Origin of the sequence: Delftia sp. WY8, assembly GCF_018437695.1 — a bacterium.
In the GTDB taxonomy this organism is placed as follows: Bacteria; Pseudomonadota; Gammaproteobacteria; order Burkholderiales; family Burkholderiaceae_C; genus Comamonas; species Comamonas tsuruhatensis.
In genome coordinates, this window is the sequence record NZ_CP049795.1 from 5,398,733 (window position 1) to 5,424,517 (window position 25,785).

Sequence of the window (25,785 nt, forward strand, 5' to 3'; positions counted from 1 at the left end):
CGGCATCCGGGCCCTTTTTCATTCCGGCGCTGTCAGGCGCGTGCCTTGCCGGCGCAGGTGGCACACAGATGGCTGTCCAGCAGCCCGGTGTGCCAGCAGGGATTGCTCCAGGGCCTATGCGCCAGATCAAATCAATGAATGAGAACTATTCGCATATAATTTTTCTTCATCCAGCCAGCACATGACGCGCCAACGGCTGGCGGGCCAACCGCCAGCCGCTGCAACCAGAAGCCAGCTCTCGCACATCCATGTTGATCAGAGAGAGAGGGTTTCGCAATGGCTTACGACTTCGCAATGCAATCAAGCGCCTGGCGGGCGCGCCATCCCCTGGCCGCCGCCTGCGCGCTGCTGTGCGCCTCCGCTGCCCTGGCCCAGGAGCCGGGGCAGGCCGCCGCAGACGCGGCAAATGCCGCAAACGCCGGAGATGCCGACACGCAATTGCTGGCGCAGGCCGCACCCGGGGCACGGACCCGTGCCCCGGCCCTCAAGGAGATGGTGATCAGCGCCTCGCGCGAGGTGCAGGACCCTGACACCCTGCCCATGAGCATCGACGTGATCGACGCCGGCCGCATGGAGCGCGAGCAGGCCAGCGACATCCGCGAGATGGTCAACCTGCTGCCCAATGTCGATGTGCCGCGCGCCCCGGCCCGCTTCTCGCTGGCGGCCTCGTCGGCCGGGCGTGACCAGAACAGCGGCTTCAACATCCGTGGCCTGGATGGCAACCGCGTGCTCATGCTGGTCGATGGCGTGCGCCTGCCGCGCAGCTACAGCTTCAGCGCCAACAGCTTCGGCCGCGACTACCTGGACCTGGGCCTGGTGCAGCGCGTGGAAATCCTGCGCGGCTCCACGCCCGCGCTGTATGGATCGGACGGCATGGGCGGCCTGGTCAACTTCGTGACCGTGCAGCCGGACGATCTGCTGGGCAGGGACAAGCGCATCGCCGGCCGCGTGGCTGCCGGCTATGACGGCTCGGACAACGGCCGCAAGCTGGGCGCCACCGTGGCGGGCCGTGCCAACCCCGAATGGGCATGGCTGCTGTCGGCGGGCCTGGGCCGCTCGCACGCGCTGGAGAACATGGGCACGAACAACGTGACGGGCGCGGCGCGCACCACGCCCAATCCCGAGAAAGACCGCAGCGAGTCGCTGATGGGCCGCCTGGTCTTCACGCCCAGTGCCGTGCAAAAGCATATCTTCACCTTCGAGAACGTGGACAAGCGCGCCGAGTATGCCCTGCTGTCCGCGCGCTCGGCCACCGTGGCCAATTCCGACTCGCGCACCGACATGAAGCGCTGGCGGGCCAACTGGCAGGGCCAGTGGCAGCAGCTGGGCACGGCGCTGGCCGACGAACTGCAGCTGATGGCCAGCTACCAGAAGTCCGACGCGCGCGAATTCGTCACCGAGACGCGCATCGGCCTGCCGTACCGCGAGCGCGACGTGACCTATGACGAGGACGCGATCCAGCTGCACGCCCAGGCCAGCCGCCTGCTGCGCTGGAGTTCCTCGGCCAGCGGCAAGTTCACGTACGGGCTGGACTACCTCCGCAACAAGGTGGTCAACGTGCAAAACGGCATCACGCCGCCCGCGGGCGAGAGCTTCCCGCTCAAGCGCTTCCCCGACACCACCGAAAGCGCCACCGCCCTGTTCGCCCAGGCCGAACTGCACAACGGCCCCTGGAGCGTGACCCCGGGCCTGCGCGCCGAGCACTACAGCATCAAGCCCCGGCAGAACGGCTTTGTGCCCACCGTGGTCAGCAACTCGGACTCCGCGCTCTCGCCCAAGCTGGGCGTGATGCTGCAGGCCAGCCCGGTCTGGTCCGTCTATGGCAACTATGCGGCAGGTTTCCGGGCGCCCAACGCCGGGCAGATCAACGCCTTCTTCGAGAACCCGGTGGCGTTCTACCGCAACATTCCGAATCCCGACCTGCGGCCCGAAAAGAGCCAGACCTTCGAGCTGGGCCTGCGCGGGCGCATGGACAGGCTGCGCCTGGACGCCGCCGTGTTCACGGGACGCTACAAGGACTTCATCGTCGACCAGCAACTGGTTGCGGGCCAGCCCGGCAACGCGGCCAACCCCGCCATCTACCAGTCCATCAACGTGGGCCGCGCCCGCATCAGCGGCTTCGAACTCAAGGCCGACTACGACTGGGGCCGCTGGGCCGGCGGCGACTGGCAGACGCGCCTGGCCTACGGCTACACCGACGGCAAGGACACGCAGTCCGACAAGCCGCTGGACACCATCTCGCCCCAGCAACTGGTGCTGGGCGTGCGCTACGAGCGCTCTGTCGTGGGCGTGCAGTTCAACGTCTCGCACTGGAGCGGCAAGAAGGCCGGCGACGTGTCCAACGGCAGCACGGCCTGGCTCAGCCCCTCGGCCACGGTGCTGGACCTGAGCGCGCAATGGCGCATCCGCCCCGACCTGCGCCTGAACGCAGGCATCTACAACCTGACCGACAGGAAGTACTGGCGCTGGTCCGATGTGCGCGGCCTGCTGGCCACCACGGCGATTGCCGACGCCTACAGCCAGCCGGGGCGCCATGCGCGCGTCTCGCTGATCAAGGATTTCTGAAGCCCGGCGCCTGAAGGCCAGGCGCAGCGACCCGTGTCCCAACGATGTTTTGCAACGCAAGGAGAGCCCCATGCACCGTACCGAGAGTGAAAGCCTTGCCCGTGACGAGGAATACCTGCTGGCCGAAGGCGAGGCCCAGCTGGCCGCCACGCTGGCGCTGATGACCGGCTTCGGCCACGGTTGCTGCGAGGCCCACCGGCCCGCCATTGCCGGCAAGGTGGCCGATCAACTGCAGGGCCTGTCCGGCGACAGCAGCTTTTCGCCGGACATGCGGGCCTTGCTGCAACGCCTGCAGCGGCGCTGGCAGGCGGTCTCCGAGGCCAGCGCCGCGCAGCGCGAACCCCGGGCCGAGGCGGCGGCCGAGACCCGCCATCCCTCCGTTGCCCACGCGCTCTGGCATGCCCCTTTGGAGACCCTGCAATGATCACCACCGCCGCCGCAGCCTGCGATGACCTGCTGATTCCCGTCAATGCGCCCGACGTGCGCCAGCGCTTTGCCCAGGCACGCCAGGGCGGCCTGCGTGCCAAGGAGGCCGCCGAATCCATGGGCCTGCCCGAAGGCGCCGCCATCGGCGCCCACGCGGGCCTGCATGACGGCGGCCTGCAGGTCGTGCCGCTGCGCGCGCAGTGGCTGCAGGTGCTGCGCGCGCTGCAGGACTGCGGCACCGTGATGGCGCTCACGCGCAATGAATCCACGGTGCATGAGAAGACGGGCGTGTACCAGAAGCTCTCGGCCAGCGGCGGCGTGGGATTGGCGCTGGGCCGCGAGATCGACCTGCGCCTGTTCTTTGCCCAATGGCATGCCGGCTATGCCGTGACCGAGCAGCCCGCCCAGGCTGGAAGGCCGGCCACACACAGCCTGCAGTTCTTCAATGCCCACGGCCGCGCCGTGCACAAGGTCCATGCGCGCGAGTCCACCGACATGGCAGCGTGGGATGCGCTGGTACGGCGCTTTGCCGAGCCCAGCGCGGGCTACCTGTTTCGCCATGCCCGGCCCAGAGCGCTGCCGCAGTCCGACAAGGTCATCGACGTGCACGGCCTGAGCGCCGCCTGGGATGCCCTTCAGGACACGCATGAATTCTTCGACCTGCTGCGCCGGTTCGGCGTGGAGCGCCAGCAAGCCTTCCGTCTGGTCCCCGGCCATTGCGCGCGGCTGGCATCCGAGTCCGTGGCCCAGTTGCTGGGTGATGCGGCGGTGGACGGGCTGCCCATCATGGTCTTCGTGGACAGCGGCGGCTGCATCCAGATCCATACCGGCCCCGTGCACAACATCCAGCCCATGGGCACGCCCGGCGGCGCGCAATGGATCAATGTGCTGGACCCCGGCTTCAACCTGCATCTGCGCTGCGACATGATCGCCAGCGTCTGGGCCGTGCAAAAGCCCACGGCCGATGGCGTGGTCACCTCGGTCGAGGCCTTCGACGCGCAGGGCGATCTGATGGCCATGTTCTTTGGTGAGCGCAAACCGGGCCTGGCCGAACTGCCGGGATGGCGCGAGCTGGTGGCGGGCTTGCCGCGCTTGGCAGTGCAGACACTGGCCTGAGCGGCCCAGGCCCTGGAAAGAGCCGGCCGGGCCGCCTCAGAGATGCACGGTGGCGGCCACCAGCCTGCCCACCAGCGGACGCACCACCATCACGCAGACAAAGGCCACGGGCATGGCCAGCACATAGGTCTGCATCACGCGCCGCAGGTAGTCGGCGCCCAGGCCGCTGTTGGCGCCGACGATGGCGCAGCACATCAGAAACGCCATGATGGCCGACATGTAGAAGGCAAAGACGATGGGCGCGAAGCGGCGGTGCAGCTTGCGGCTGCGCGGCGCCGCAGGGGTTGCGGGAGCGATGGAGGCAGAGGTATCTGGCATGAAGGCGTATCCGGTCAGGCCGCTTGTCGATTAGGCGCGGCAAGTGCGCAACTGTAGGCAAGGCCCGGGCCGCCGTGTAGAGGGCTGCAGCTTGGTGCACTCGTAAGCTATATTGATGAATTGATTTTTCATCCATAGGTTTTTGTGCCTAATCTGCGCTCCATCGAGACCTTCGTCAAAGCCCTGGAAGGCGGCTCCATCGCCTCGGCTGCGCGCCAGCTGGGTATTTCTCCTGCAGCGGCCAGCCAGAACATCGCCCGGCTGGAGCGCGAACTGGGCACGCGCCTGATCACGCGCACCACGCGCTCCATGGCGTTGACCGAAGCCGGCGAGCGCTATCTGGCACGTGTGGGCCCTGTGCTGCAGGAGCTGGAAAAAGCGCAGTCCGACCTGTCGCAGCTGCATGGCGAACTGCAGGGCCGGCTGCGCATCGCCTGCATGGCCGCCTTTGGCCGCCATGTGCTGGCGCCGCTGCTGCCGGCCTTTGCCGCGCGGCATCCCCGGCTGGAGCTGGAGTTGCTGGTGGTGGACCGGCAGGTGGATGTGCTCAAGGAAGACGTGGACATCAGCGTGCGCTACCGCGATGTGCTGGAGCCCGGCATGGCCGTGCGCCAGCTGGCGGCCGTGCCGCGCGTGCTGTGCGCCTCGCCGGCCTACCTGCAGGCCCACGGCAGGCCGCAGACCGCGCAGGACCTGCTCGACCATGCCTGCCTGCTGTACCGGCGCGAGGCCGATGGCCGCTTCATGCGCTGGCCGTTTTTGCGCGACGGCAAGCGCGTGGACCCGCAGCTGCGCGTGACCGCCATCGCCAGCGATGTCGATGCACTCACCGAAATGGCCGTGGCCGGTGGCGGCATCGTCTGGATCGGCAGCTTCATCGCCCACCGGTACATGCGCGAAGGGCTGCTGCAGCCGCTGGCCCTGGGCCCGGCGCGCAAGGGGCAGCTGCACTTCGATGACACCACGCTGGATTTCTTCGCATGCTTTCGCGACCGCCAGTACGTGCCTACCAAGGTGCGTGCCCTGGTGGACTACCTGGTCGAGACGCTGCCGCAGCAGCCCATGCTGCGCTGGAACGCCTCGGCCTGAGACCGGGTTCAGTGCCCCAGGTGCTGGGGCAGGACTTCCTGCAGGATCGTGGTGGCGATTTCCTCGATGGACTTGGTGGTGCTGGACAGCCACTGGATGCCGCTGCGGCGCATCATGGACTCGGCCTCGGCCACCTCGTAGCGGCAGTTGGCAAGGCTGGCGTACTTGGAGTCGGGCCGGCGCTCGTTGCGGATGCTGGACAGGCGCTGGGGGTCGATGGTCAGGCCGAACAGCTTCTTGCGGTAGGGCACCAGGGCGGGCGGCAGCTGCTTGCGCTCGAAATCCTCGGGAATCAGCGGGTAGTTGGCCACCTTGAGACCGAACTGCATGGCCAGGTACAGGCTGGTGGGCGTCTTGCCGCTGCGCGAGACGCCCACCAGGATCACGTCGGCGCCCGTCAGGTCCTGGTGGGTCTGGCCGTCGTCATGGGCCAGCGTGTAGTTGATGGCCTCCATGCGCTCCAGGTATTCCTTGCTTTCGCTGATGTCGGCGAAGCGGCCCACGCGGTGCAGCGACTTCTGGCCCAGCTCCAGCTCCAGCGGCCGCACGAAGGTGCCGAACATGTCGAATACCTTGCCCTTGCATTGGCTCTCGATCAGGTCGAGCATGTCCTGGTTGACCAGGGTGGTGAAGACGATGGGCTTGTGGCTTTCCGACTCGGCCACATGGTTGATCTGCCGCACGGCCTGGTGGACCTTGTCCATGGTGTCCACGAAGGGGATGCGGACCAGGCGCGACTTGGTGTCGAACTGGGCCATGATGGCCGTGCCAAAGGTCTCGGCTGTAATGCCAGTGCCATCGGAGATGACGAAGATGGTGTGGGTGTGCATGGTGGTCGGGCTCTGGACAGGGGGCTGCCGTCAGTTCACGGCAAACGCCTACAATGGCGCCCATTATTCCCAATTTCCCATCCATGCTCGCTGCCGGCCTCCAACCAGAACAGCAAAGCCTCGCGCACGCCTGCGTGGGTGGATCGACCGTGCCCGGCTTTGGCAGCCGGGGCGGCGCACTACGGTTTTCAACTTCTGGAGCTTTCCCATGTCTCAACTGTTCGAGGCCACCGCCCTCGTCGTTCCGTTTGAACAACTGAGGATGACCGATGTCGAGTCCGTAGGCGGCAAGAACGCCTCGCTCGGCGAAATGATCTCGCAGCTGCCGCAGGGCGTGCGCGTGCCCACGGGCTTTGCCACCACGGCCCATGCCTTCCGCCAGTTCCTGGCCCACGACGGCCTGGCCGACAAGATCAGTGCCAAGCTGGCCGCCCTGGACGTGGAAGATGTCCGTGCCCTGGCCCAGGTCGGTGCCGAGATCCGTGCCCTGGTCGAGAACCAGCCCTTCCCGGCCGATCTGGAGCAGGCCATCCGCGAGGAATTCGTGCGCCTGCAGGGCGGCAACGAGGCCGCCTCGTTCGCCGTGCGTTCCTCGGCCACGGCCGAAGACCTGCCCGACGCCTCGTTCGCCGGCCAGCAGGAAACCTTCCTGAACGTGGTGGGCATCGAGTCGGTGCTGCACAAGATGAAGGAGGTGTTCGCCTCCCTTTACAACGACCGCGCCATCTCCTACCGCGTGCACAAGGGCTTTGCCCATGACGTGGTGGCCCTGTCGGCCGGCGTGCAGCGCATGGTGCGCTCCGACCTGGGCGCGGCCGGCGTGATGTTCACCATCGACACCGAATCGGGCTTCGAGGACGTGGTCTTCATCACCTCCAGCTACGGCCTGGGCGAGACCGTGGTGCAGGGCGCCGTCAATCCTGACGAGTTCTATGTGCACAAGCCCATGCTCAAGGCCGGCAAGAAGGCCCTGATCCGCCGCAACCTGGGCTCCAAGCTGATCCAGATGGTCTTTGCCTCGCCCGAGGAAAAGGCCGCCAGCGGCAAGCTTGTCAAGACCACCGACGTGGCCCATGAGCTGCGCAACCGCTACTCGCTGTCCGACGAGGACGTGCAGCAGCTGGCCCACTATGCCCTGGTCATCGAGCAGCACTATGGCCGCCCCATGGACATCGAGTGGGGCAAGGACGGCACGGACGGCCAGCTCTACATCCTGCAGGCCCGCCCCGAGACCGTGAAGAGCCAGGCCAAGGGTCAGGCCGAGCAGCGCTACGCCCTCAAGGGCACGGGCAATGTGCTGGCCGAAGGCCGCGCCATCGGCCAGAAGATCGGCACGGGCCCCGTGCGCCTGGTCAATGACATCGCCAACATGGACCAGGTCCAGCCCGGCGACGTGCTGGTGACCGACATGACCGATCCCAACTGGGAGCCGGTGATGAAGCGTGCCTCGGCCATCGTCACCAACCGCGGCGGCCGTACCTGCCACGCGGCCATCATTGCGCGCGAACTGGGCATTCCGGCCGTGGTCGGCTGCGGCAACGCCACCGATCTGCTCAAGGACGGCACCCTGGTCACCGTCAGCTGCGCCGAAGGCGATACCGGCAAGATCTATGACGGCCTGATCGAGACCGAGGTCACCGAGGTGCAGCGCGGCGAGATGCCCGCCATCAAGACCAAGATCATGATGAACGTGGGCAACCCCCAGCTGGCCTTCGACTTCGCCCAGCTGCCCAACGAGGGCGTGGGCCTGGCCCGCCTGGAGTTCATCATCAACAACAACATCGGCGTGCACCCCAAGGCCATCCTGGACTATCCCGCCGTGGATGCCGACCTCAAGAAGGCCGTGGAGTCCGTGGCCCGTGGCCATGCCTCGCCGCGCGCCTTCTACGTGGACAAGGTCGCCGAAGGCGTGGCGACGATTGCCGCCGCCTTCTGGCCCAAGCCCGTGATCGTGCGCATGTCGGACTTCAAGTCCAACGAGTACCGCAAGCTCATCGGCGGCAGCCGCTACGAGCCCGAGGAAGAGAACCCCATGCTGGGCTTCCGTGGCGCGGCGCGCTACATCTCCGAGGACTTCGGCGAGGCCTTCCGCATGGAGTGCGAGGCACTGCGCCGCGTGCGCGAGGACATGGGCCTGACCAACGTGCAGATCATGATTCCCTTCGTGCGCACGCTCAAGCAGGCCGAGCGCGTCACCCAGCTGCTGGCGGCCAACGGCCTCAAGCGCGGCGACAACGAACTCAAGCTCATCATGATGTGCGAGGTGCCCTCCAACGCCATCCTGGCGGACGAGTTCCTCGAGTTCTTCGACGGCTTCTCCATCGGCTCCAACGACCTGACCCAGCTCACGCTGGGCCTGGACCGCGACTCCGGCCTGGAGCTGCTGGCCGCCGACTTCGACGAGCGCGACCCCGCCGTGCGCAAGATGCTGTCGCGCGCCATCAAGGCCTGCCTGGACCAGGGCAAGTACGTGGGCATCTGCGGCCAGGGCCCATCCGACCACCCGGACTTCGCCCAATGGCTGGCTGACGAAGGCATTGCCTCCATCTCGCTGAATCCCGACAGCGTGGTCGCCACCTGGCAGCGCCTGGCGCAGTAAGGGCTGGCAGCGTCGCCATGCATACGCCGGACGCGCACTTGCATGACGACGCAGTCGGGGGACCGTCCGAAGGCGAGACCTTCGCCCCCGACCTGCACGACATCCACCATCTGTGGCTCAAGGCCGTGCTGCTCGCGGTCTGGGTCGCCGTCTCCTTCGGTGCCTGCTACTACGCACGCGACCTGCAGGCGCTGGTCCCCGACTGGCCGCTGGCCTACTGGTTCGCGGCCCAGGGGGCAGTCCTGATGTTCCTGGCCATCGTCATCGTCTATTGTCTGTCCATGGACCATTTCGAGCGCCGCGAGGCCCGGGCCGCTGCCCCTTCTGAACCCGCCGCCCCGCAACCGCCCGCCCCGCCGTCGCCTCCCGGCCATGGCTGAGCGCTCGCTGCTGACGGCCGCCTCCCGCTGGCGGCTGCACCGCATCGTGGCCCTGTACACGCTGGGCGTGCTCGGCTTTCTGGCCCTCATGTTCTGGGCCGAGCAGCAAGGCCTGTCGCGCCACTGGATAGGCCCCATCTTCCTGTTCTTCACCGTCATGGTCTACGCGGCCATCGGCGTGTACCTGCGCACCAGCGATCCCGAGGAGTACTACGTCGCGGGCCGGCGCATCCCGCCCTTCTACAACGGCATGGCGGCAGCGGCGGACTGGGTCAGCGCGGCGTCCTTCATCAGCCTGTCGGGGGCGCTGTACCTGCAGGGCTTTGCCGGCGTGCCGGGGCAGGCCGGCGGACTGGCCTACCTGCTGGGCTGGACGGGCGGCTTTTGCCTGGTCGCCATGCTGATCGCGCCGCACCTGCGGGCGATGAAGCTCTACACCATTCCCGACTTCTTCCAGCAGCGCTACGGCGGGCGCTGGCCGCGCGTGATCGCGGCGCTGGCTGCCGTGACCTGCTCGTTCACCTACGTGGTGGCCCAGATCTACGGCGTGGGGCTGATCGCCTCGCGGCTGACGGGCGTGCAGTTCGAGATCGGCATCATGCTGGGCCTGGGCGGCGTGCTGCTGTGCTCCTTCCTGGGCGGCATGCGTGCCATCACCTGGACCCAGGTCGCGCAGTACGTGGTCATCCTGCTGGCCTTTCTGATCCCCGTGTCCTGGCTGGCCTACCGGCAGATGGGCAATCCCGTGGCGCCGCTGGCCTATACGGCCCAGCTCGGCCAGATCGCGGAGATGGAGCAGCGCCTGCTGGACTCGCCGGCCGAACAGGAAGTGGTCGCCGCCTACCGCCTGCGCGCCGAGGTGCTGGAGGACAAGCTCAAGGACGTGCCGCGCGTGCTGGCCGCCGAGCGCCAGCAGCTTTCCGAGCGCATACGCGATCTGCGCACGCGCAGCGGCGACATTGGCGCCATCATGGCGGCCAGCCGCGAACTGGCCGCCATGCCGCGCGACGAAGCGACTGCGCGCGCCCTGTGGACACGCCAGCTGCAGGAGATGCGCGAGCGCGAGAAGCCGCTGGGCGGCATTCCGCTGCACAGCCTGCCCTTTGCCGGCAACCCCGATGGATCGGCCGAGGAACGTCAGGTCTACGAGGACAGCCGGCGCAACTTCCTGGCGCTGATGTTCTGTCTCATGGCCGGCACGGCAGGCCTGCCGCATTTGCTCACGCGCTACTACACGGCGCCCTCGGTGTCGGGGGCGCGGGCCTCGGTGGGCTGGACGCTGTTCTTCATCGGCGTGCTGTACATGAGCGCGCCGGCCCTGGCCGTGCTGGTCAAGTTCGAGGTCATGAACAACCTCGTGGGCATACGCTTCGATGAATTGCCCACCTGGATGGCGCAGTGGGCCCGGGTCGATGCCTCGTTGCTGGCCGTGGAAGACGTCAATGGCGACGGTGTCCTGCAGTTCGGCGAGATCCGCATGGGCGCCGACCTCATCATGCTGGCCACGCCCGAGCTGGGTGGCATGCCCTACGTGGTCTCGGGCCTGGTCGCGGCGGGCGGCCTGGCCGCCGCGCTGTCCACGGCCGATGGCCTGCTGCTGACCATCAGCAATGCGCTGGTGCGCGACTTGTACTTTCGCGCGCGGCGGCGCCGCGCCTCGCCCGAGCAGCGCGTGATCCTGTCCAAGTTCGCGCTGCTGGTGGTGGCGCTGTCGGCCGCCTTCGTGGCCTCGCGCCGTTCCTCGGACATCCTTCCCATGGTCACGGCCTCGTTCTCGCTGGCGGCATCGGCCTTTGTTCCGGCCATGGTGCTGGGCATCTTCTGGCGCGGCACCACGCGTCGCGGGGCGGTGGCCGGCATGCTGGCCGGCCTGGGCATCACCGTCTACTACATGGTCTCGCACGTGCCCGCGCTGCAGCCTGTGTTGCCCGAGGCGCTGCATGCCCGCCTGTGGTGGGGCATACAGCCGATTTCCTCGGGTGTCTTCGGCGTGCCGGCGGGCCTGCTGGTGACCTGGCTGGTCAGCTGCCTGGACCCGCGCCGGCGCGCTGCGGCGCGCTCCGTGCCAGGGCGCGTTGCCTGACGCGGCATGGGCTCCATGGGCCGACGAAATTGCCAACGAAATTGCCAATTTTTGTCTTGATGGCAGATCTGGATCAGTCCTGGCCCAACTGAAGCCCGCGCGTGCTGGAAAACCCGCTTTTGGGAGCCGGGGGCTCATGACACGCTGCGAGCCGTGTCCGATCCGATCCCCTGCAGAAAATTGCGTCCGCCATGCATCTTGTGAAAACGTCCGCCGGCCAACAGGCATTCAAGGAACGCCATGCCGATCTCTCTCCCCGGCTGCGCTCGGCATTTTTGCTGTTTGACGGCCAACGCAGCGTGGCGCAGGTGCTGCAGGCCGTTGCCGGCATGGGCGTGACCCAGGACGAAATCCTGGCGCTGGTGGAGCGCGAATGGCTGGCGCCCCGCGATGCAGCCGAACCCCGGCTGGGCGTGGTGGCCGTTGCGGCGCCTGCCGTCACTGCTGCCACCGCATCGCCGGCCCAGCCTGCCGGCGATGCGTCTGCGCCATCCGAGCCTTCGCTGGCCGTGCGCTACCGCAACGCCTATCCGCTGGCGGTGGCCATCACGGCCAATATGGGGCTCAAGGGATTCCGGCTCAACCTGGCCGTGGAGGCGGCCATGGGCTACGACCAGCTCGTGGCGCTGGCCCCGCGCCTGCGCGAGGCTGCCAGCCCCGCCAGCTATGTGCCGCTGCACGAGGCGCTGTTCGGCAAAGCCCCCTGAGCGAGAGGCTGCCCCCACGCTGTCCTTGCCGCGCAAGGTCCGATGCTCCTGGGGGCTCTTGGGACGGTCCGCAAATGAAAAAAGGCAAGGCGCCTTCGCGCCTTGCCCTTGCGTGGGCCAGCGGGTGCAGGCTCAGACGGCCAGCAGCTCCACATCGAACTTCAGCGTGGCGTTGGGCGGGATCACGCCGCCAGCGCCGCGTGCGCCGTAGCCCAGTTCCGCCGGGATGATCAGGGTGCGCTGGCCGCCCACCTTCATGCCTTGCACGCCTTCGTCCCAGCCCTTGATCACCATGCCGCCGCCCAGGGGGAAGACGAAGGGATCGTTGCGGTCCTTGCTGGAGTCGAACTTCGCGCCTTGCACGCCGTTGTTGTAGAGCCAGCCCGTGTAGTGCACGGTCACGCTGCGGCCGCGCTGGGCCTCGGCGCCGTCACCCACGACGGTGTCTTCATACTGCAGGCCGGATGCGGTGGTGGTGAAAGCCATGGTGGTATTCCTTGAGAGAGAAACGGTGGGGGAAAAAGACTGTCCGGCGGCAAGAGGGCCAAGGGCCTGGCCGCAAGAATCACTTCTTGGCGCGCGCGGCCACCCAGCGGTTGGCGAATGCCTGCACATCGGACAGGCGCTTGAGCAGGTCCTGGCCGGCCAGCGTCACGGTATAGCCGTCGGAGCCATGCTCCAGCAGCCCGCATTCGCGCAGTTCCTTGATGCGGGTGTTCAGCGTGTTGGGCGTGATGCCGCCCACGCTGTCTTGCAGCAGTCGAAAGGTCTGAGGATGGCCGTCACGCAAAGCCCACAGCACGCGCAACGCGTAGCGGCATTCGAGTTTCTCGAACAGCTGGTTGATGGCGGCGTTTTCCTTGGAGCTCATGACGCTTCTCCTTGCGCAATGGTGTGTGTGAGCCGGCGGGGGCATCCGGGTGGGACGCGCGCCGAGCCAAGTCCCGGGGAACTATAGCTCTGGATCCATTCTGCTACAAGTTTGGTAGCTCAAAACCCACAGCGGCAATGCGCTTCGCTAGAGGAATACGCGAATCTCCGAACCAGTGTTGCAGGCCCGCCACGCAACCTGCCCGCTGGACTTCGGTTTCTCAGCTCTTGAGTTTGAGCAGATAGGTCATGACGCTGGCCGTGGTGTGCTCCAGCTCCAGAAAGCCGCTGAAATCGCGGCCTGCCTGCCACGAAGGCTCCCAGCGGTTCTGCCGCAGGGCGCGCTGCCAGCTTTCGTGCTGGGTCGCCTGCTCCACGGCGCCCAGCAGGGCCTGGGCGCGTGCGGCGCTGACCTGCTTGCCCGTGAAGACGGCGCGCCAGTTGGCCATGTCGGCATCCAGTCCCTGTTCGCGGAACGAAGGCAGGCCGAACAGGCTGCGGCGCGAAGACACGCCAATGGCGCGCAGCCTGCCGCTGGCCAGGGCTTCGCTGAACTCGCTGTAGCCGGACACGCCCATGCGCGCATCGCCCTTGAGCAAGGCCTCTACCACCTGGGCGCCGCCCGGAAAGGGCTTGTAGACCAGTTGCTCGGGCGCCGCTTTGGCGGCGCGCGTGAGCAGGCCGGCAAACATGTGGTCCACGCCGCCGGCCGAGCCGCCCGCAAACGACTGGTGGGCCAGATCGCTGCGCAGCGCGGCGACCAGGTCCTTGGCATTGCGGATGGGGGAGTCGGCAGGCACGGCCACTACCAGATAGTCGCTGGTCAGGCGGGCAATCGGCTGCACGTGCGACATGTTCACGGCCGGCTTTTGCAGCGCCACGGCACCGACCATGACCATGCCGCCGATCAGCAGCGCATCGGGGTCCTGGCCATGGCGTTCGACAAACTGTGCCAGGCCGATGGTGCCGCCCTTGCCGCCCAGGTTTTCATACTCCACGCGATCTGCCGCGCCGCAGGCCACCAGGGCCGCGCCCAGTGCGCGGCCGGTCTGGTCCCAGCCGCCCCCGGCATTGGCCGGAATGACGATGCGCAGGCTGGCGGCCACGCGCTGGCCCCCGGCGGCAGCGCGCGGCGCATGGGCCGCAGGCGTTGCAGCGGGCGGCGCGGCATGGGCCAGCGGGGAGCACAGCATGGCCAGGGCTGCGCCCTGTGCCAGCAGCTGGCGGCGGTTCTGGCGCGTGCCGTCACCGGAGTGGGCGGCGTTGGCAGTGGTTTGCGAAAAGCTCGGAAGGCGCATGCAGTCTCCAATCGGGTTCGCGCGCCATTGTGGGCGCAAATGAATCAGAAAAGCAGATTATGTAAGCATGTGCGTCAGCTAGTTGACATAACGCAGGCTGTCTGGCGGCATGGGTGCCAGATGCTTCAGGCGAGGGCCCACCGACGGTGCATCGCTGTCCCGGGATGCATGGGGGCATGCGCGCCCCGGGGGCAAGGAGCGGAGATGGAGCGCCGTGACACAGATGTCGATTAAGCCGGTAAAGCTTGTGTAAATGCGATCAATTCTTATTCGTGGGCGGTAGAATCCCCCGGCCTTTTTCTTTCCTGTGCTCCCCGTGGCCGCCGCCGTGATGGTTGTGGCCGCGTGGTGCTGCCGCCTGCCTCTGTTGCGATGACATCCCCCAAACCGGACCCTCGGCGCCGTTCCTACTGGCTCAAGACACTGCACGAGTGGCATTGGGTCAGCTCTGCGCTGTGCCTGATCGGCATGCTGCTGTTCGCCGTCACGGGGTTCACGCTCAACCATGCGGGGCAGATCGAGTCCAAGCCGCGCATCGTGCGCGGCGAGGCGGCATTGCCGGACGCGCTGCGCGTGCAGCTGGTCCGGCAGCAGGCCAGCCAGTCGCGCGACCGTGCTCCCGTGCCTGCGCCATTTGCGGACTGGGTGCGCGGCCAGTGGGGGCTTGAGGCCGAGGGCCGCGAAGCCGAATGGACGGCCGACGAGCTGTATGTGTCCCTGCCTCGCCCCGGCGGCGATGCCTGGGTGCGCGTGGCCCTGGCCGATGGCGAGGCCGAATACGAGCGCACCGACCGGGGCTGGATCGCCTATCTGAACGATCTGCACAAGGGCCGCAACACGGGCGCTGCCTGGAGCTGGTTCATCGATATCTTTGCCGCAGCCTGCCTGGTGTTCACCGTCACCGGGCTGTTCATCCTGAAGATGCACGCGGGCAACCGTCCCTTCACCTGGCCCATGGTCGGCATGGGGCTGGTGATTCCCATGCTGCTGGCCCTCCTGTTGATCCACTGAGAACCGAAAGAGCCTTGCCTATGAATCCGCACTTCTCTCTGCGCTACACCATGGCGCTTGGCGCCTGCCTGGGCGCGGCCCCGGCCTTTGCCGCCGGCCTGAACGTGGGCGTGGAGGTCCCGCGCCTGGATGTCGCCGAGTACCACCGCCCCTATGTGGCCGTGTGGATCGAGCGCGCCGACGCCTCGGTGGCCGCCACGCTGTCGGTCTGGTACGACGTGAAGATGCGCAATGCCGAAGGCACGAAGTGGCTCAAGGACATGCGCCAGTGGTGGCGCCGCACGGGCCGCGACCTGACGCTGCCCATCGATGGCGTGACCAGCCCCACGCGTCCCGTGGGCAAGCACCAGCTGAGCTTCACCGAAGGCGCCAACCCCTTCGCCAAGCTGCCGCCCGGCGAGTACAAGCTCGTGGTCGAGGCCGCGCGCGAAGTCGGCGGCCGCGAAGTGGTCACCGTGCCCTTCAAGTGGCCTGCCGCCAAGGCCGAGCAACTGAGCGCCAAGGGCAGCAGCGAGCTGGGCGAGATCAGCGTCGAGCTCAAGCCTTGAAATTGAAACCCCCTGAGGCCTTGCGCGTCTTCCCCCTCACGAGGCGGGTGACGCCATTGCTGCGGGGCGGCGCGGCCGGCCAGGCCCTTGCCCGGCATCCCTGAACTGGGCCCCGCATGTGGGCGGGCCACGCATCTTGCGGGGCACCCATGTGCCAGCCCCATCCACGAACCAAGGAGAATCTTCATGAAGTCCAAGACCCGCTTTGCCATCCGTCTGGCGGCCAGCCTCGCCATTGCCTGCGGCGCCTTCCAGTCCGCCCAGGCCCACAACCTGTGGCTGCTGCCCTCGACCACGGTGCTGTCCAAGGCCGAATGGATCACGGTGGATGCCGCCGTCTCCAACGACCTGTTCTTCTTCAACCACGTGCCGCTGGGCCTGGACAACCTCGTTGTCTCGGCACCGGACGGCTCGGCCGTCGCGCCGCAGAATGCCCATCGCGGCAAGCTGCGCAGCGTGTTCGACCTGGACCTGCAGCAAAGCGGGACCTACCGCCTGGCCATCGTCAACGACGGCCTGTTCGCCTCCTGGAAGGACAAGGCCACGGGCCAGAACCGCCGCTGGCGCGGCTCGCCCGAGAAGTTCGCCGCCGATGTGCCCGCCGACGCGCAGGACCTGAAGGTGACCCAGTCCGTGGGCCGCATCGAGACCTTCGTGACCGTGGGCAAGCCCAGCGCCGTCAAGGCTTCGGGCAAGGGGCTGGAGCTGGTGCCCGTGACCCATCCCAACGATCTGGTCAAGGGCGAGAAGGCCACCTTCGCCTTCCATGTGGACGGCAAGCCCGCCGCCAACCTGGAAGTCGTGCTGGTGCCCGGCGCCACGCGCTACCGCGACAGCAAGGGCGAGATCAAGGCCACGACCGACGCCAAGGGCGAGTTCAGCGTGACCTGGCCCACCGCCGGCATGTACTGGGTGGACGCCGACGCCCAGGACAACAAGACCTCGCTGCCCCAGGCCAAGGAGCGCCGCCTGTCCTATGTGGGCACGTTCGAGGTGCTGCCCTGAGCCTTGTGTCCCCACCCGGGGCCCCGCCCGCGCCTGCGCCCGTGCGCGTGAGCTTCGCGCCCGCCCTGTTGCAGGGCAGCGCAGGCCGGAGCCTCGCCGCGCCTGTGTCCACGGGCGCGGCGTCCTTTGCCGTCTCCGGCTACGCGCCGCAGGCCGTGCGGCGGGCAGACCCCGCCGCGCTGCAAACACTCACCGGCGAGGCCATGGGCACGACCTGGAGCGTGCGCCTGCACAACCCGGGTTTCCGCCCGCTCGATGAGGCGCGCCAGGCCATAGAGGCTGCGCTGGCCCTGGTCGTGCGCCAGATGAGCAACTGGGAGGCTGATTCCGACATCTCGCGCTTCAACCGCGCAGAGGCGGGCAGCTGGCATGTGCTGCCTGCCGAATTCTTCACCGTGCTGACCTGTGCATTCGATTGGGCGCAGGCCAGTGGCGGCGCCTGGGACCCCACCGTGGGGCCGCTGGTCGAGCTGTGGGGCTTCGGCCCGCGTGCGGAAAAGGCGCAGGGCGCCGGCATCCCCGATGCCGATGCACTGCGGCGGGTGCGCGAGCGTGTGGGCTACCAGCGCATCGTGCTGGACCTGGCGGGCCGGCGCGCGCTGCAGCCCGGCGCCGTGCATGTGGACTTCAGCGGCATTGCCAAAGGCTATTCGGTGGATCTGGTCGCCGAGCGCCTGCAGGCGCTGGGCCATACCGATTTCCTCGTCGAGGTGGGCGGCGAGCTGCGGGCCTGCGGTCAGCGCCCTGGCAACCAGCCCTGGCGCGTGGCCGTGGCCAGCATGGCGGACCAGTCCACGCCGCTGGCGCTGCCGTTGCGCGACATGGCCATCGCCACCTCGGGCGACCACTGGCATGCCTTCGAGCAGGGCGGGCGCCGCTACTCCCACACCATCGATCCGCGCAGCGGCGAGCCCGTGGCGCATGGCCTGACCAGCGTCACCGTGCTGCATGCCGAATGCATGCAGGCCGACGCCCTGGCCACCGTGCTCACCGTGCTGGGGCCGCGCGAGGGCCTGGACTTTGCCGAGCAGCGCGGCGTGGCGGCGCTGCTGTGCGAGCGCACTGCCCAAGGCCCTGCCATGGCGATGACAACGGCTTTTGCCGCGCTGCTGCCGTGAGCGTTTCCTTCCCTTTTTCCGCCGTGTAGATTTCCGGTCCCCGCCATGACCTTGTCCGAACCTGGGCTGCGCCTACTCGCAGCCGCCGTGCTGGTCCTGCTCTATGTGGCCATGTGCGCCGCCATCTGGTGGCGCGAGCGCCGCCAGCGCGCGCGGGCGCAGCACGAAGCCGCGGCGCTGGCCTCGGCGCGCGAGGGCGCGCTCCCCCTGCTTGTGGCCTATGCCAGCCAGACGGGCCAGGCAGAGGAGCTGGCACGCGAGACTGCGCGGCTGCTGCATACGGCCGGTGAGAGCGTGCATCTGTGCGCCCTCGATGCCGTTGATGTGAAGCTGCTGGCGCAGACCCAAAGGGCGCTGTTCATCGCCAGCACCTATGGCGAGGGCGATCCGCCCGACAACGCAGCCCTGTTCCTGGCGCACTCCATGGCGCAGGCGCAGGACCTGTCCCATCTGCAATACGGCCTGCTGGCGCTGGGCGACCGGCAGTACGCGCAGTTCTGCGGCTTTGGCCGCGCGCTGGACGGCTGGCTGCGCGCCGCAGGCGCCAGCCCCTGGTTCGAGCGCATCGAAATGGACAACGGCGCGCCCCAGGCGCTCACCGCCTGGCAGCACCAGCTGACCCAGATCAGCAGCCTGGGCGACATGCCTGCGTGGGAGATGCCGGTATTCAGCGAATGGACGCTGGCCGCGCGCCGGCATATGAACCCGGGCAGCGCAGGCGAGCCGGTGTTCCACATCGAGCTGCAGCCCCCTGCAACGGAGGCCGCGCTGTGGGAGTCCGGCGACCTGGCGCAGGTCTGCATTCCTGCGGACCCGCAGCATCCGCGCGAGTACTCCATCGCCTCCATCGCCCAGGACGGCTGCGTGCACCTGCTGGTGCGCCAGGCGCGGCGCGAGGACGGCTCGCCGGGCCTGGCCTCGGGCTGGCTCACGCAGGGCGCGCCCCTGGGGGCAGCCATCACCCTGCGGCTGCGTGCGCACCGCAATTTCCGGCTGGAAGACAACCTGCAGCGCCCGCTGGTGCTGATCGGCAACGGCACGGGTCTGGCCGGCCTGCGCAGCCACCTGCGTGCGCGTGCCGCAGCAGGCCTGGGGCCCAACTGGCTGCTGTTCGGCGAGCGCAATGCCGCGCATGACCGGCTCTATGGCGACGAGCTTCAGGCCTGGTGCGAGGGCGGCGTGCTGCAGCGCCTGGACCTGGCTTTCTCGCGCGATCGCAGCGAAGGCGCGCCGCGCGCCTATGTGCAGGACCTGCTGGCGCAGTCCGGCGATATGCTGCGCCAATGGGTGGAGCAGGGCGCCGCCATCTATGTGTGCGGCAGCCTGCAGGGTATGGCCCAGGGCGTGGACCAGGCGTTGCACGCCGTGCTGGGTGAGGCGCAAATGGACCAGCTGGTGCGCAGCGGCCGCTACCGGCGTGACGTGTATTGAGGTGGTGAGAGCAGCTTGCGCCAGCGCAAGCATTGGTGCCGTCAGCGCTTTCTGCTCCTAGGAACGTAGCATCCGTGCGACAGATAAATCCTATTGTGATCATGAGAATGGAAATGATTCTCAATGTTCATATAATTTCGTTACATATCCCCATCCCATCGCATAACCAAAGATTTCAAAGCGAGTTGCACGGGCCTCACAGCCCGTTTTCCGTTTCTGGAGTGTTTGCATGTCGTATCGCGATCTGCGCGGCGTTTTTCCGTCGCGTCCTTCCCCTCTGGCCCTCCTGGTGGCCGCCATCTGTGCTTCGGGTGCCGCATCGGCACAGACCCCATCGCAAAGCAATGCGGCTGCCACCACCGAGTTGCGCGAAGTCGTGGTCTCTGCCTCGGGCTTCGAGCAGGACATCAAGGAGGCGCCGGCCTCCATCACCGTCATCCCGCGCGAGGAACTGGCCAAGGGCCGCTTCGGCAGCCTGACCGACGCGCTGGAGAGCGTGGAAGGCATCGACGTAGGCGCCCCCGCGGGCAAGACCGGCGGCCTGAACATCAGCATCCGCGGCATGCCCAGCGACTACACGCTGGTGCTGATCGACGGGCGTCGCCAGAACTCGGCCGGCAATGTCACGCCCAACGGCTTTGGTGAGACGCAGACCAGCTTCATGCCGCCCATCGGCGCCATCGAGCGCATCGAGGTCATCCGCGGCCCCATGTCCACGCTCTACGGCTCCGACGCCATGGGCGGCGTGATCAACATCATCACGCGCAAGGTCGGCAAGACCTGGACGGGCAGCGTCAGCGCCGACTACACGCTGCAGCAAGAGTCGGAGTTCGGTGATATCAAGTCCGGCAAGTTCTACCTGAGCGGCCCCATCAAGGAGGACCTGCTGGGCCTGTCGATCCGCGGCAGCACCCAGCGCCGGGCCGCTTCGGACATCACCTATGCGGGCGCCAACGGCCAGCCAGCCGTTCCCATCATGGGCGGCAACCCCGTCAAGTCCGAGATCAACAACCTGGGCCTGCGCCTGGCGCTCACGCCCAACAGGTACCACGACATCACGCTGGACCTGGACTCGGGCCGCCAGACCTATGACAACTCGCAGGGCCAGTTGGGCACGCTGGGCACGGGAGGCTACAGCCCCGAGCAGAAATACAACCGTGACCAGCTCACGCTGGCCCATACCGGTCGCTACGGCTTCGGAACCTGGGACACCAGCTTCATGGTCAACCGGACCGAGACCATCGGCCGGACCATTCCCCGGGGAACCCCGGGCGCGACGCCAGGTGCCGCGCGCACGCTGGAGGTGGAAAGCAAGGTGCTGGACAGCAAGCTGGTCCTGCCCTGGGGTGCCCACCTGACCACGCTGGGCGGCCAGTGGTGGGATGCCGAGATGAAGGACGGCGTGGCGCCGAACAAGTTCGCCTTCACGCAGAAGGCCCTGTTTGCCGAGGACGAATGGAGCCTGACCGACGCCTTCAAGCTCACCATGGGCGCGCGCTATGACCGCCACAGCCTCTTCGGCGGCAAGCTCAGCCCGCGTATCTACGGCGTGTGGAATGCCGCGCCGCAGTGGACCGTGAAGGGCGGCGTCAGCAACGGCTACAAGACGCCGCGCGTGGAGCAGCTGGCGCCCGGCATCAACGGCTTCGGCCAGCAGGGCCGCCTGCCGCTGGTGGGCAGCCCCAACCTCAAGCCCGAAACCAGCCGCACCACCGAACTGGGCGTCTATTTCGACAGCCCCACGGGCTTTGCGGGCAGCGCCACGGTGTTCAACAACGAGTTCAAGGACAAGATCACCAGCGGCCCGGGCCTGATCAACTGCGACTTTGCGGCAGCGCCCAACCGCCCCGGCTGCGTGAGCTTCGGCGACTGGCCGCTGGTGGATGCCTTCGGCCAGTCCATCAACGTGGACGAGGCCGTCACGCGCGGCCTGGAGCTGAGTGCGCGCATGCCGCTGGCGCGCGGCTGGAACGCCAGCGCCAACTACACCTTCACCAAGAGCGAGCAAAAGAGCGGCCCCAACCGTGGCAACCCGCTGAGCGACACACCCAGGCACGCGCTCAACGCCCGCCTGAACTGGGAGCCGGGTGCCCAGTGGAACCTGTGGCTGCGCGCCGAGTACCGCAGCGAGCGCTACCGTGACCCCGGCACCAGCGCCAGCTCCCAGGCCGCCAAGGCCGCGCTGGGCAACTACAAGGCCTATACCCAGTTCCACCTGGGCGGCAGCTACCGCGTGAGCAAGCAGTTCACCATCAACGCGGCCATCTACAACCTGTTCAACAAGGATTTCGTGGACTACCAGCCCTACAACGTGCCGGGCCAGGTCCAGGGCACCGTGATCTTTGGCAACCGCTACGCGAACAACCAGGAAGGCCGCCGCCTGTGGGTGTCTGCCAACTACGAGTTCTGAGGCGGGTTCAGGGGCGCCTGGCTGGCCTGCATGCGTGAAGGGGCCAGCCTGACCAGCACCTGCAGCGTGCGGTTCAGCGGCACGGGCACGCCCAGGGCCTCGCCGCGCCGCACCACGTAGCCGTTGAGGTGATCGATTTCGCTGGGCTTGCCCAGCGCCAGGTCCTGGGCGGTGGACGAAAACTGGCCCGGCATGGTGGCCGGCAGGCCGCGCACGGCAGCGGGCACGTCGCCGGGCAGGGCCACGCCGTCGGCCCTGGCCACGGCCAGGCATTCGGCCACCACGTCGTCCACCACGTCCGTCACGCCGGGCGACTGCACCAGCGGGCCGTAGGGCAGCTGGCACAGCGCCGACAGCGCGTTGTAGGCGCAGTTGATCACCAGCTTGGCCCACAGCGCGCCGCGCACGTCGGGCGATACCTGCACGGCAATGCCTGCCTTGCCAAACTGCAGGGCCACCTGTTCACTGAGTGCAGACGGCGCAATGACCAGCTCGCCGCGGCCGAAATGGCGCACATGGCCGGGGCCGGCCATGGCAGTGGCCACGTAGACCACGGCGGCGGCCACGGCCACGGACGGGCCCAGCACGGCGCGCACGCGCTCGTCGTTGTCCACGCCGTTTTGCATGGTCAGCACCAGGGTGCCCGGCGCCAGGTGCGGCTGCATCTCGCGGGCCGCTTCCTCGGTGGCCGTGGACTTGACGCAGAACATCACCACATCGGCATCGCGCACGGCGCTGGCCTCGGTCGATGCCTGCATGGGCACCTGGATGTCCAGTGCCGCCGTCTCCAGCCGCAGGCCATGCTGCTGCACGGCCTGCACATGGGCGGGGCGGCCGATCAGCGTGACCTGGTGGCCGGCGCGCGCCAGCAGTGCGCCGAAATAGCAGCCCACGGCGCCTGCGCCCATGACGGCGATGCGCAGCGGTTCGGAAGGAGAGGGGAGGCGGGCGGAAGAAGCGTCCATGGTGCAGATCGGATGGGCCTTTGATGGCGCCCAGTCTAGCCAGGCTGCCGTCGAAGGCCCATGCCGTCTTCCCTGCCGGGTGCCATTGCGGACGTCAGGCAACCCTCATGCCGTCTGCAGGCACAGGTACTTGGTCTCCAGGTATTCCTCGATGCCGTGGCGCGAGCCCTCGCGGCCCAGGCCGGACTGCTTGACGCCGCCGAAGGGCGCGACCTCGTTGGAGATCAGGCCGGTGTTGATGCCCACCATGCCGTACTCCAGCGCGCGCGACACGCGCCAAATGCGGCGGTTGTCGTTGGTGAACAGATAGGCGGCCAGGCCGTAGATGGTGTCGTTGGCGCGGCGCACCACCTCGTCCTCGTCATGGAAGCGGAACAGCGGCGCCAGCGGGCCGAAGGTCTCTTCCTCGCAGACTTGCATGCTGTCGTTCACATCGACCAGCAGCGTGGGCTCGAAGAACAGCTGGCCCGGCACCGGGCGCCTGCCGCCCGTCAGCAGGCGCGCGCCCTTGGACAGCGCATCGGCCACATGGCTTTCCACCTTCTGCACGGCCGCCTCGTTGATCAGCGGGCCATGGGTCACGCCGGGCTCCAGCCCATTGCCGACCTTGAAGCCCGCCATGGCACGGGCCAGGCGGCGGGCCAGTTCGTCGTGGATGCCATCCTGCACATAGATGCGGTTGGCGCACACGCAGGTCTGGCCGGCGTTGCGGAACTTGGAGGCCACGATGCCGGCCACGGCCTGGTCGATGTCGGCATCGTCAAACACGATCAACGGTGCATTGCCGCCGAGCTCCAGCGACAGCTTCTTGACCGTGTCGCTGCACTGGCGCATCAGCAGCCGCCCGGTGGCCGTGGAGCCCGTGAAGCTGAGCTTGCGCACCACGGGGCTTTGCGTCAGCGCCTGGCCGATGTCCTGCGGATGGCCGGTCAGCACCTGGAAGACGCCGGCGGGAATGCCGGCCTCCTCGGCCAGCACGGCCAGGGCCAGGGCCGTGAAGGGCGTGCTTTCGGCCGGCTTGACCAGCATGGTGCAGCCGGCGGCCAGCGCCGGGCCGGCCTTGCGCGTGATCATGGCGGCCGGGAAATTCCAGGGCGTGATGGCGGCGCACACGCCAATGGGCTCGCGCAGCGTGAGCAGCTGCTGGCCTGCGTTGGGCGACTGCAGCAGCTCGCCGTCCACGCGCTTGCCTTCCTCGGCAAACCATTCGATGAAGGAGGCCGCATAGGCGATCTCGCCGCGCGCCTCGGCCAGGGGCTTGCCCTGCTCCAGCGTCATCAGCCGCGCCAGATCGTCCTGGTGCGCCAGCATCAGGTCGAACCAGCGGCGCAGGATGCCGGCGCGCTGCTTGCCCGTCAGCGCGGCCCAGGCGGGCAGGGCGCGCTGTGCGGCGGCGATGGCGGCCTCGGCCGCGCCGGCCTGCAGGGCGGGTACCTGGCCCAGGCGCTCGCCTGTGGCGGGGTTGAAGACATCGATGGCGGGGCCGGAGCCCACGGGGTGCCAGCCCTGGGCAAGCAGGCAGGCCTGGCGGAACAGATCGGGGCGTTGCAGTGAAAGACTCATGGTGCGGGAAGGCTCAGGCTGTGGAATGGATTCAGGCCGCGACCGGCTGGGGCGCGGTCTGGGTGATGGCGTTGGCGATGATGTCCAGCGCCTTGCCGAACAGCGGCTCTGGAATCGTCAGCGGATAGAGGAAGCGGATGGCGTTGCCGTACAGGCCGCAGGTCAGCAGCAGCAGGCCTTGCTGCTGCGCACGCTGGACGATGGCGGCCACGCGCTGCGCGTCCGGCGCACCGCTGCCGGGAATGTGGAATTCCACGGCCAGCATCGAGCCCAGGCCGCGCACTTCGGCGATGCCGGCATCCTGCGTCTGCAATGCCTGCAGGCGCGAGCGCAGCTGGCTGCCCAGTGCCAGGGCCCGCTCGCACAGGCGCTCTTCATCGATCACATCGAGCACGGCATGGGCAGAGGCCACGGCCAGCGGGTTGGCGGCATAGGTGCCGCCCAGCCCGCCGGGATGGGGGGCGTCCATGATGGCCGCGCGGCCGACCACGCCCGAGATCGGCAGACCGCCGCCCAGGCTCTTGGCCATGGTGATCAGGTCGGGCCGCACGCTGTAGTGCTCCATGGCAAACAGCTTGCCCGTGCGTGCAAAGCCGGTCTGCACCTCGTCGGCGATCAGCAGCATGCCGTGCTGGTCGCACAGCTGGCGCAGGCCCGTGAACAGCGCGGCAGGCACGGGGTTGAAGCCGCCTTCGCCCTGTACGGGCTCCACGATGATGGCTGCCACGCGCTGCGGGTCCACCGAGGTCTTGAGCAGCATGGCAATGGCGTCCAGCGACTGCTGCACGCTGATGCCCTGCACATCGCTGGGGAAGGGCGCGTGGAAGACTTCGCCCGGCATGGGGCCGAAGCCCTGCTTGTAGGGCGCCACCTTGCCCGTCAGCGCCATGCCCAGCTGGGTGCGGCCGTGGAAGGCGCCCTGGAAGGCGATCACGGCCGAGCGGCCCGTGGCATGGCGGGCGATCTTGACGGCGTTTTCCACCGCCTCGGCGCCCGTGGTGAAGAAGGCGGTCTTGGCCGGGCCGTCGATGGGCGCCAGTGCATTGATGCGCTCGGCCAGTGCGATGGCGCTTTCATAGGGAACGATCTGGAAGGCCGTGTGCGTGAAGCACTCCAGCTGGCGCTGCACGGCCTGCACCACGCGCGGATGGCGGTGGCCCGTGTTGAGCACGGCAATGCCGGCCGCGAAGTCGATGTACTGGCGGCCCTCGGCATCGGTCAGCAAGGCGTTGTCGGCCTGCACGGCGTGGAAGCCGCACATCACGCCCACGCCGCGCGGCATGGCGGCGGTGCGCCGGCTCTGGAGTTGCTGGTTGACGGACGAGGCTCTGGTGGTGTCGTTGGTGGCGGCGCTGGACATGGGAAGGTCTCCGTTGAGGTGGCTGCAATGCTTACGGTTATAGTGGCGATTGGTTCCATGAATGGAGCCATCTTTTGAAAAGATGATGGTGCC

At 67.8% G+C, this 25,785-nt stretch carries 22 protein-coding genes; 14 read left to right on the top strand and 8 right to left on the bottom strand.

Going from position 1 to position 25,785, the window contains the following annotated elements; genetic code table 11:
- The first annotated feature begins 276 nt into the window (after positions 1 to 276).
- The 3 genes from G4D77_RS24840 (at position 277) to G4D77_RS24850 (ending at position 4,107) form a co-directional block, all read left to right on the top strand.
- Positions 277 to 2,565 carry a TonB-dependent hemoglobin/transferrin/lactoferrin family receptor gene (locus tag G4D77_RS24840; protein WP_154833783.1) on the top strand — a complete coding sequence of 763 codons (2,289 nt, stop codon included), beginning with the start codon at positions 277 to 279 and terminating at the stop codon, positions 2,563 to 2,565.
- Positions 2,566 to 2,635: 70 nt separating this feature from the next.
- Complete coding sequence (locus G4D77_RS24845) at positions 2,636 to 2,989, top strand: hypothetical protein (protein WP_154833784.1); 354 nt, start codon at positions 2,636 to 2,638, stop codon at positions 2,987 to 2,989.
- Entirely contained in the window at positions 2,986 to 4,107 is a 1,122-nt protein-coding gene (locus G4D77_RS24850; RefSeq protein ID WP_154833785.1) for a hemin-degrading factor, read from the top strand. Before G4D77_RS24845 ends, G4D77_RS24850 begins: the two co-directional genes overlap by 4 nt.
- 36 nt (positions 4,108 to 4,143) lie before the next feature.
- Here the strand turns inward: G4D77_RS24850 and G4D77_RS24855 are convergent, their stop codons facing one another.
- Complete coding sequence (locus tag G4D77_RS24855) at positions 4,144 to 4,425, bottom strand: DUF2798 domain-containing protein (protein WP_016447604.1); 282 nt, start codon at positions 4,423 to 4,425, stop codon at positions 4,144 to 4,146.
- Positions 4,426 to 4,569: 144 nt separating this feature from the next.
- On the opposite strand from G4D77_RS24855, the gene G4D77_RS24860 reads away from it, so the two are divergent.
- Positions 4,570 to 5,514 (top strand): LysR family transcriptional regulator, encoded by a 945-nt coding sequence (locus G4D77_RS24860; protein ID WP_034364175.1) that lies wholly within the window; start codon positions 4,570 to 4,572, stop codon positions 5,512 to 5,514.
- 8 nt (positions 5,515 to 5,522) lie between these two features.
- Here G4D77_RS24860 and ppsR read toward each other — a convergent pair whose 3' ends face one another.
- Complete coding sequence (ppsR, locus tag G4D77_RS24865; protein ID WP_016447602.1) at positions 5,523 to 6,344, bottom strand: posphoenolpyruvate synthetase regulatory kinase/phosphorylase PpsR; 822 nt, start codon at positions 6,342 to 6,344, stop codon at positions 5,523 to 5,525.
- Between the two features lie 208 nt (positions 6,345 to 6,552).
- On the opposite strand from ppsR, the gene ppsA reads away from it, so the two are divergent.
- The 4 genes from ppsA (at position 6,553) to G4D77_RS24885 (ending at position 12,113) form a co-directional block, all read left to right on the top strand.
- A complete protein-coding gene (ppsA, locus tag G4D77_RS24870) occupies positions 6,553 to 8,943 on the top strand; it encodes a phosphoenolpyruvate synthase (RefSeq protein ID WP_016447601.1) in 2,391 nt (796 codons plus the stop codon).
- Positions 8,944 to 8,960: 17 nt separating this feature from the next.
- Positions 8,961 to 9,323, top strand: a complete 363-nt coding sequence (locus G4D77_RS24875; protein WP_016447600.1) for a DUF4212 domain-containing protein — start codon at positions 8,961 to 8,963, stop codon at positions 9,321 to 9,323.
- On the top strand, positions 9,316 to 11,406 hold the full coding sequence (locus G4D77_RS24880; RefSeq protein ID WP_016447599.1) for a VC_2705 family sodium/solute symporter: 2,091 nt from the start codon (positions 9,316 to 9,318) through the stop codon (positions 11,404 to 11,406). Before G4D77_RS24875 ends, G4D77_RS24880 begins: the two co-directional genes overlap by 8 nt.
- Positions 11,407 to 11,597: 191 nt before the next feature.
- Positions 11,598 to 12,113, top strand: coding sequence for a hypothetical protein (locus G4D77_RS24885; RefSeq protein WP_047218186.1), 516 nt, complete (start codon positions 11,598 to 11,600; stop codon positions 12,111 to 12,113).
- A 132-nt stretch (positions 12,114 to 12,245) separates the two neighbouring features.
- Here G4D77_RS24885 and G4D77_RS24890 read toward each other — a convergent pair whose 3' ends face one another.
- The 3 genes from G4D77_RS24890 to G4D77_RS24900 form a co-directional block, all read right to left on the bottom strand.
- The gene (locus G4D77_RS24890) at positions 12,246 to 12,599 is read right to left on the bottom strand and encodes an FKBP-type peptidyl-prolyl cis-trans isomerase (protein WP_012206859.1); all 354 of its coding nucleotides are present in this window, start codon (positions 12,597 to 12,599) and stop codon (positions 12,246 to 12,248) included.
- Between the two features lie 79 nt (positions 12,600 to 12,678).
- The gene (locus G4D77_RS24895) at positions 12,679 to 12,984 is read right to left on the bottom strand and encodes a winged helix-turn-helix transcriptional regulator (RefSeq protein ID WP_012206858.1); all 306 of its coding nucleotides are present in this window, start codon (positions 12,982 to 12,984) and stop codon (positions 12,679 to 12,681) included.
- 220 nt (positions 12,985 to 13,204) lie between these two features.
- Positions 13,205 to 14,281: a Bug family tripartite tricarboxylate transporter substrate binding protein gene (locus G4D77_RS24900; protein WP_016451269.1), complete on the bottom strand. Its 1,077-nt coding sequence runs from the start codon at positions 14,279 to 14,281 to the stop codon at positions 13,205 to 13,207.
- A 372-nt stretch (positions 14,282 to 14,653) separates the two neighbouring features.
- Here G4D77_RS24900 and G4D77_RS24905 point away from each other — a divergent pair, with 372 nt between their 5' ends.
- The 6 genes from G4D77_RS24905 to G4D77_RS24930 all read left to right on the top strand — a co-directional run bounded on the left by G4D77_RS24905 (position 14,654) and on the right by G4D77_RS24930 (position 21,804).
- Positions 14,654 to 15,292 (top strand): PepSY-associated TM helix domain-containing protein, encoded by a 639-nt coding sequence (locus G4D77_RS24905; RefSeq protein ID WP_016447596.1) that lies wholly within the window; start codon positions 14,654 to 14,656, stop codon positions 15,290 to 15,292.
- A gap of 20 nt (positions 15,293 to 15,312) precedes the next feature.
- A complete protein-coding gene (locus G4D77_RS24910; RefSeq protein WP_016447595.1) occupies positions 15,313 to 15,840 on the top strand; it encodes a DUF2271 domain-containing protein in 528 nt (175 codons plus the stop codon).
- Positions 15,841 to 16,026: 186 nt separating this feature from the next.
- Positions 16,027 to 16,845 (top strand): DUF4198 domain-containing protein, encoded by an 819-nt coding sequence (locus G4D77_RS24915; protein WP_126310707.1) that lies wholly within the window; start codon positions 16,027 to 16,029, stop codon positions 16,843 to 16,845.
- A 41-nt stretch (positions 16,846 to 16,886) separates the two neighbouring features.
- Positions 16,887 to 17,963: an FAD:protein FMN transferase gene (locus G4D77_RS24920; RefSeq protein WP_154836335.1), complete on the top strand. Its 1,077-nt coding sequence runs from the start codon at positions 16,887 to 16,889 to the stop codon at positions 17,961 to 17,963.
- A gap of 45 nt (positions 17,964 to 18,008) precedes the next feature.
- Positions 18,009 to 19,394, top strand: a complete 1,386-nt coding sequence (locus tag G4D77_RS24925) for a sulfite reductase subunit alpha (protein WP_154833786.1) — start codon at positions 18,009 to 18,011, stop codon at positions 19,392 to 19,394.
- Between the two features lie 229 nt (positions 19,395 to 19,623).
- Positions 19,624 to 21,804, top strand: coding sequence for a TonB-dependent receptor domain-containing protein (locus G4D77_RS24930; RefSeq protein WP_154833787.1), 2,181 nt, complete (start codon positions 19,624 to 19,626; stop codon positions 21,802 to 21,804).
- Here the strand turns inward: G4D77_RS24930 and G4D77_RS24935 are convergent.
- The 3 genes from G4D77_RS24935 to gabT all read right to left on the bottom strand — a co-directional run bounded on the left by G4D77_RS24935 (position 21,792) and on the right by gabT (position 25,692).
- Positions 21,792 to 22,769, bottom strand: coding sequence for a ketopantoate reductase family protein (locus G4D77_RS24935; RefSeq protein WP_047218192.1), 978 nt, complete (start codon positions 22,767 to 22,769; stop codon positions 21,792 to 21,794). The genes G4D77_RS24930 and G4D77_RS24935 overlap by 13 nt on opposite strands.
- Positions 22,770 to 22,874: 105 nt before the next feature.
- Positions 22,875 to 24,332: an NAD-dependent succinate-semialdehyde dehydrogenase gene (locus G4D77_RS24940; RefSeq protein WP_154833788.1), complete on the bottom strand. Its 1,458-nt coding sequence runs from the start codon at positions 24,330 to 24,332 to the stop codon at positions 22,875 to 22,877.
- A gap of 31 nt (positions 24,333 to 24,363) precedes the next feature.
- Entirely contained in the window at positions 24,364 to 25,692 is a 1,329-nt protein-coding gene (gabT, locus tag G4D77_RS24945) for a 4-aminobutyrate--2-oxoglutarate transaminase (protein ID WP_047470610.1), read from the bottom strand.
- Positions 25,693 to 25,785 lie beyond the last annotated feature (93 nt).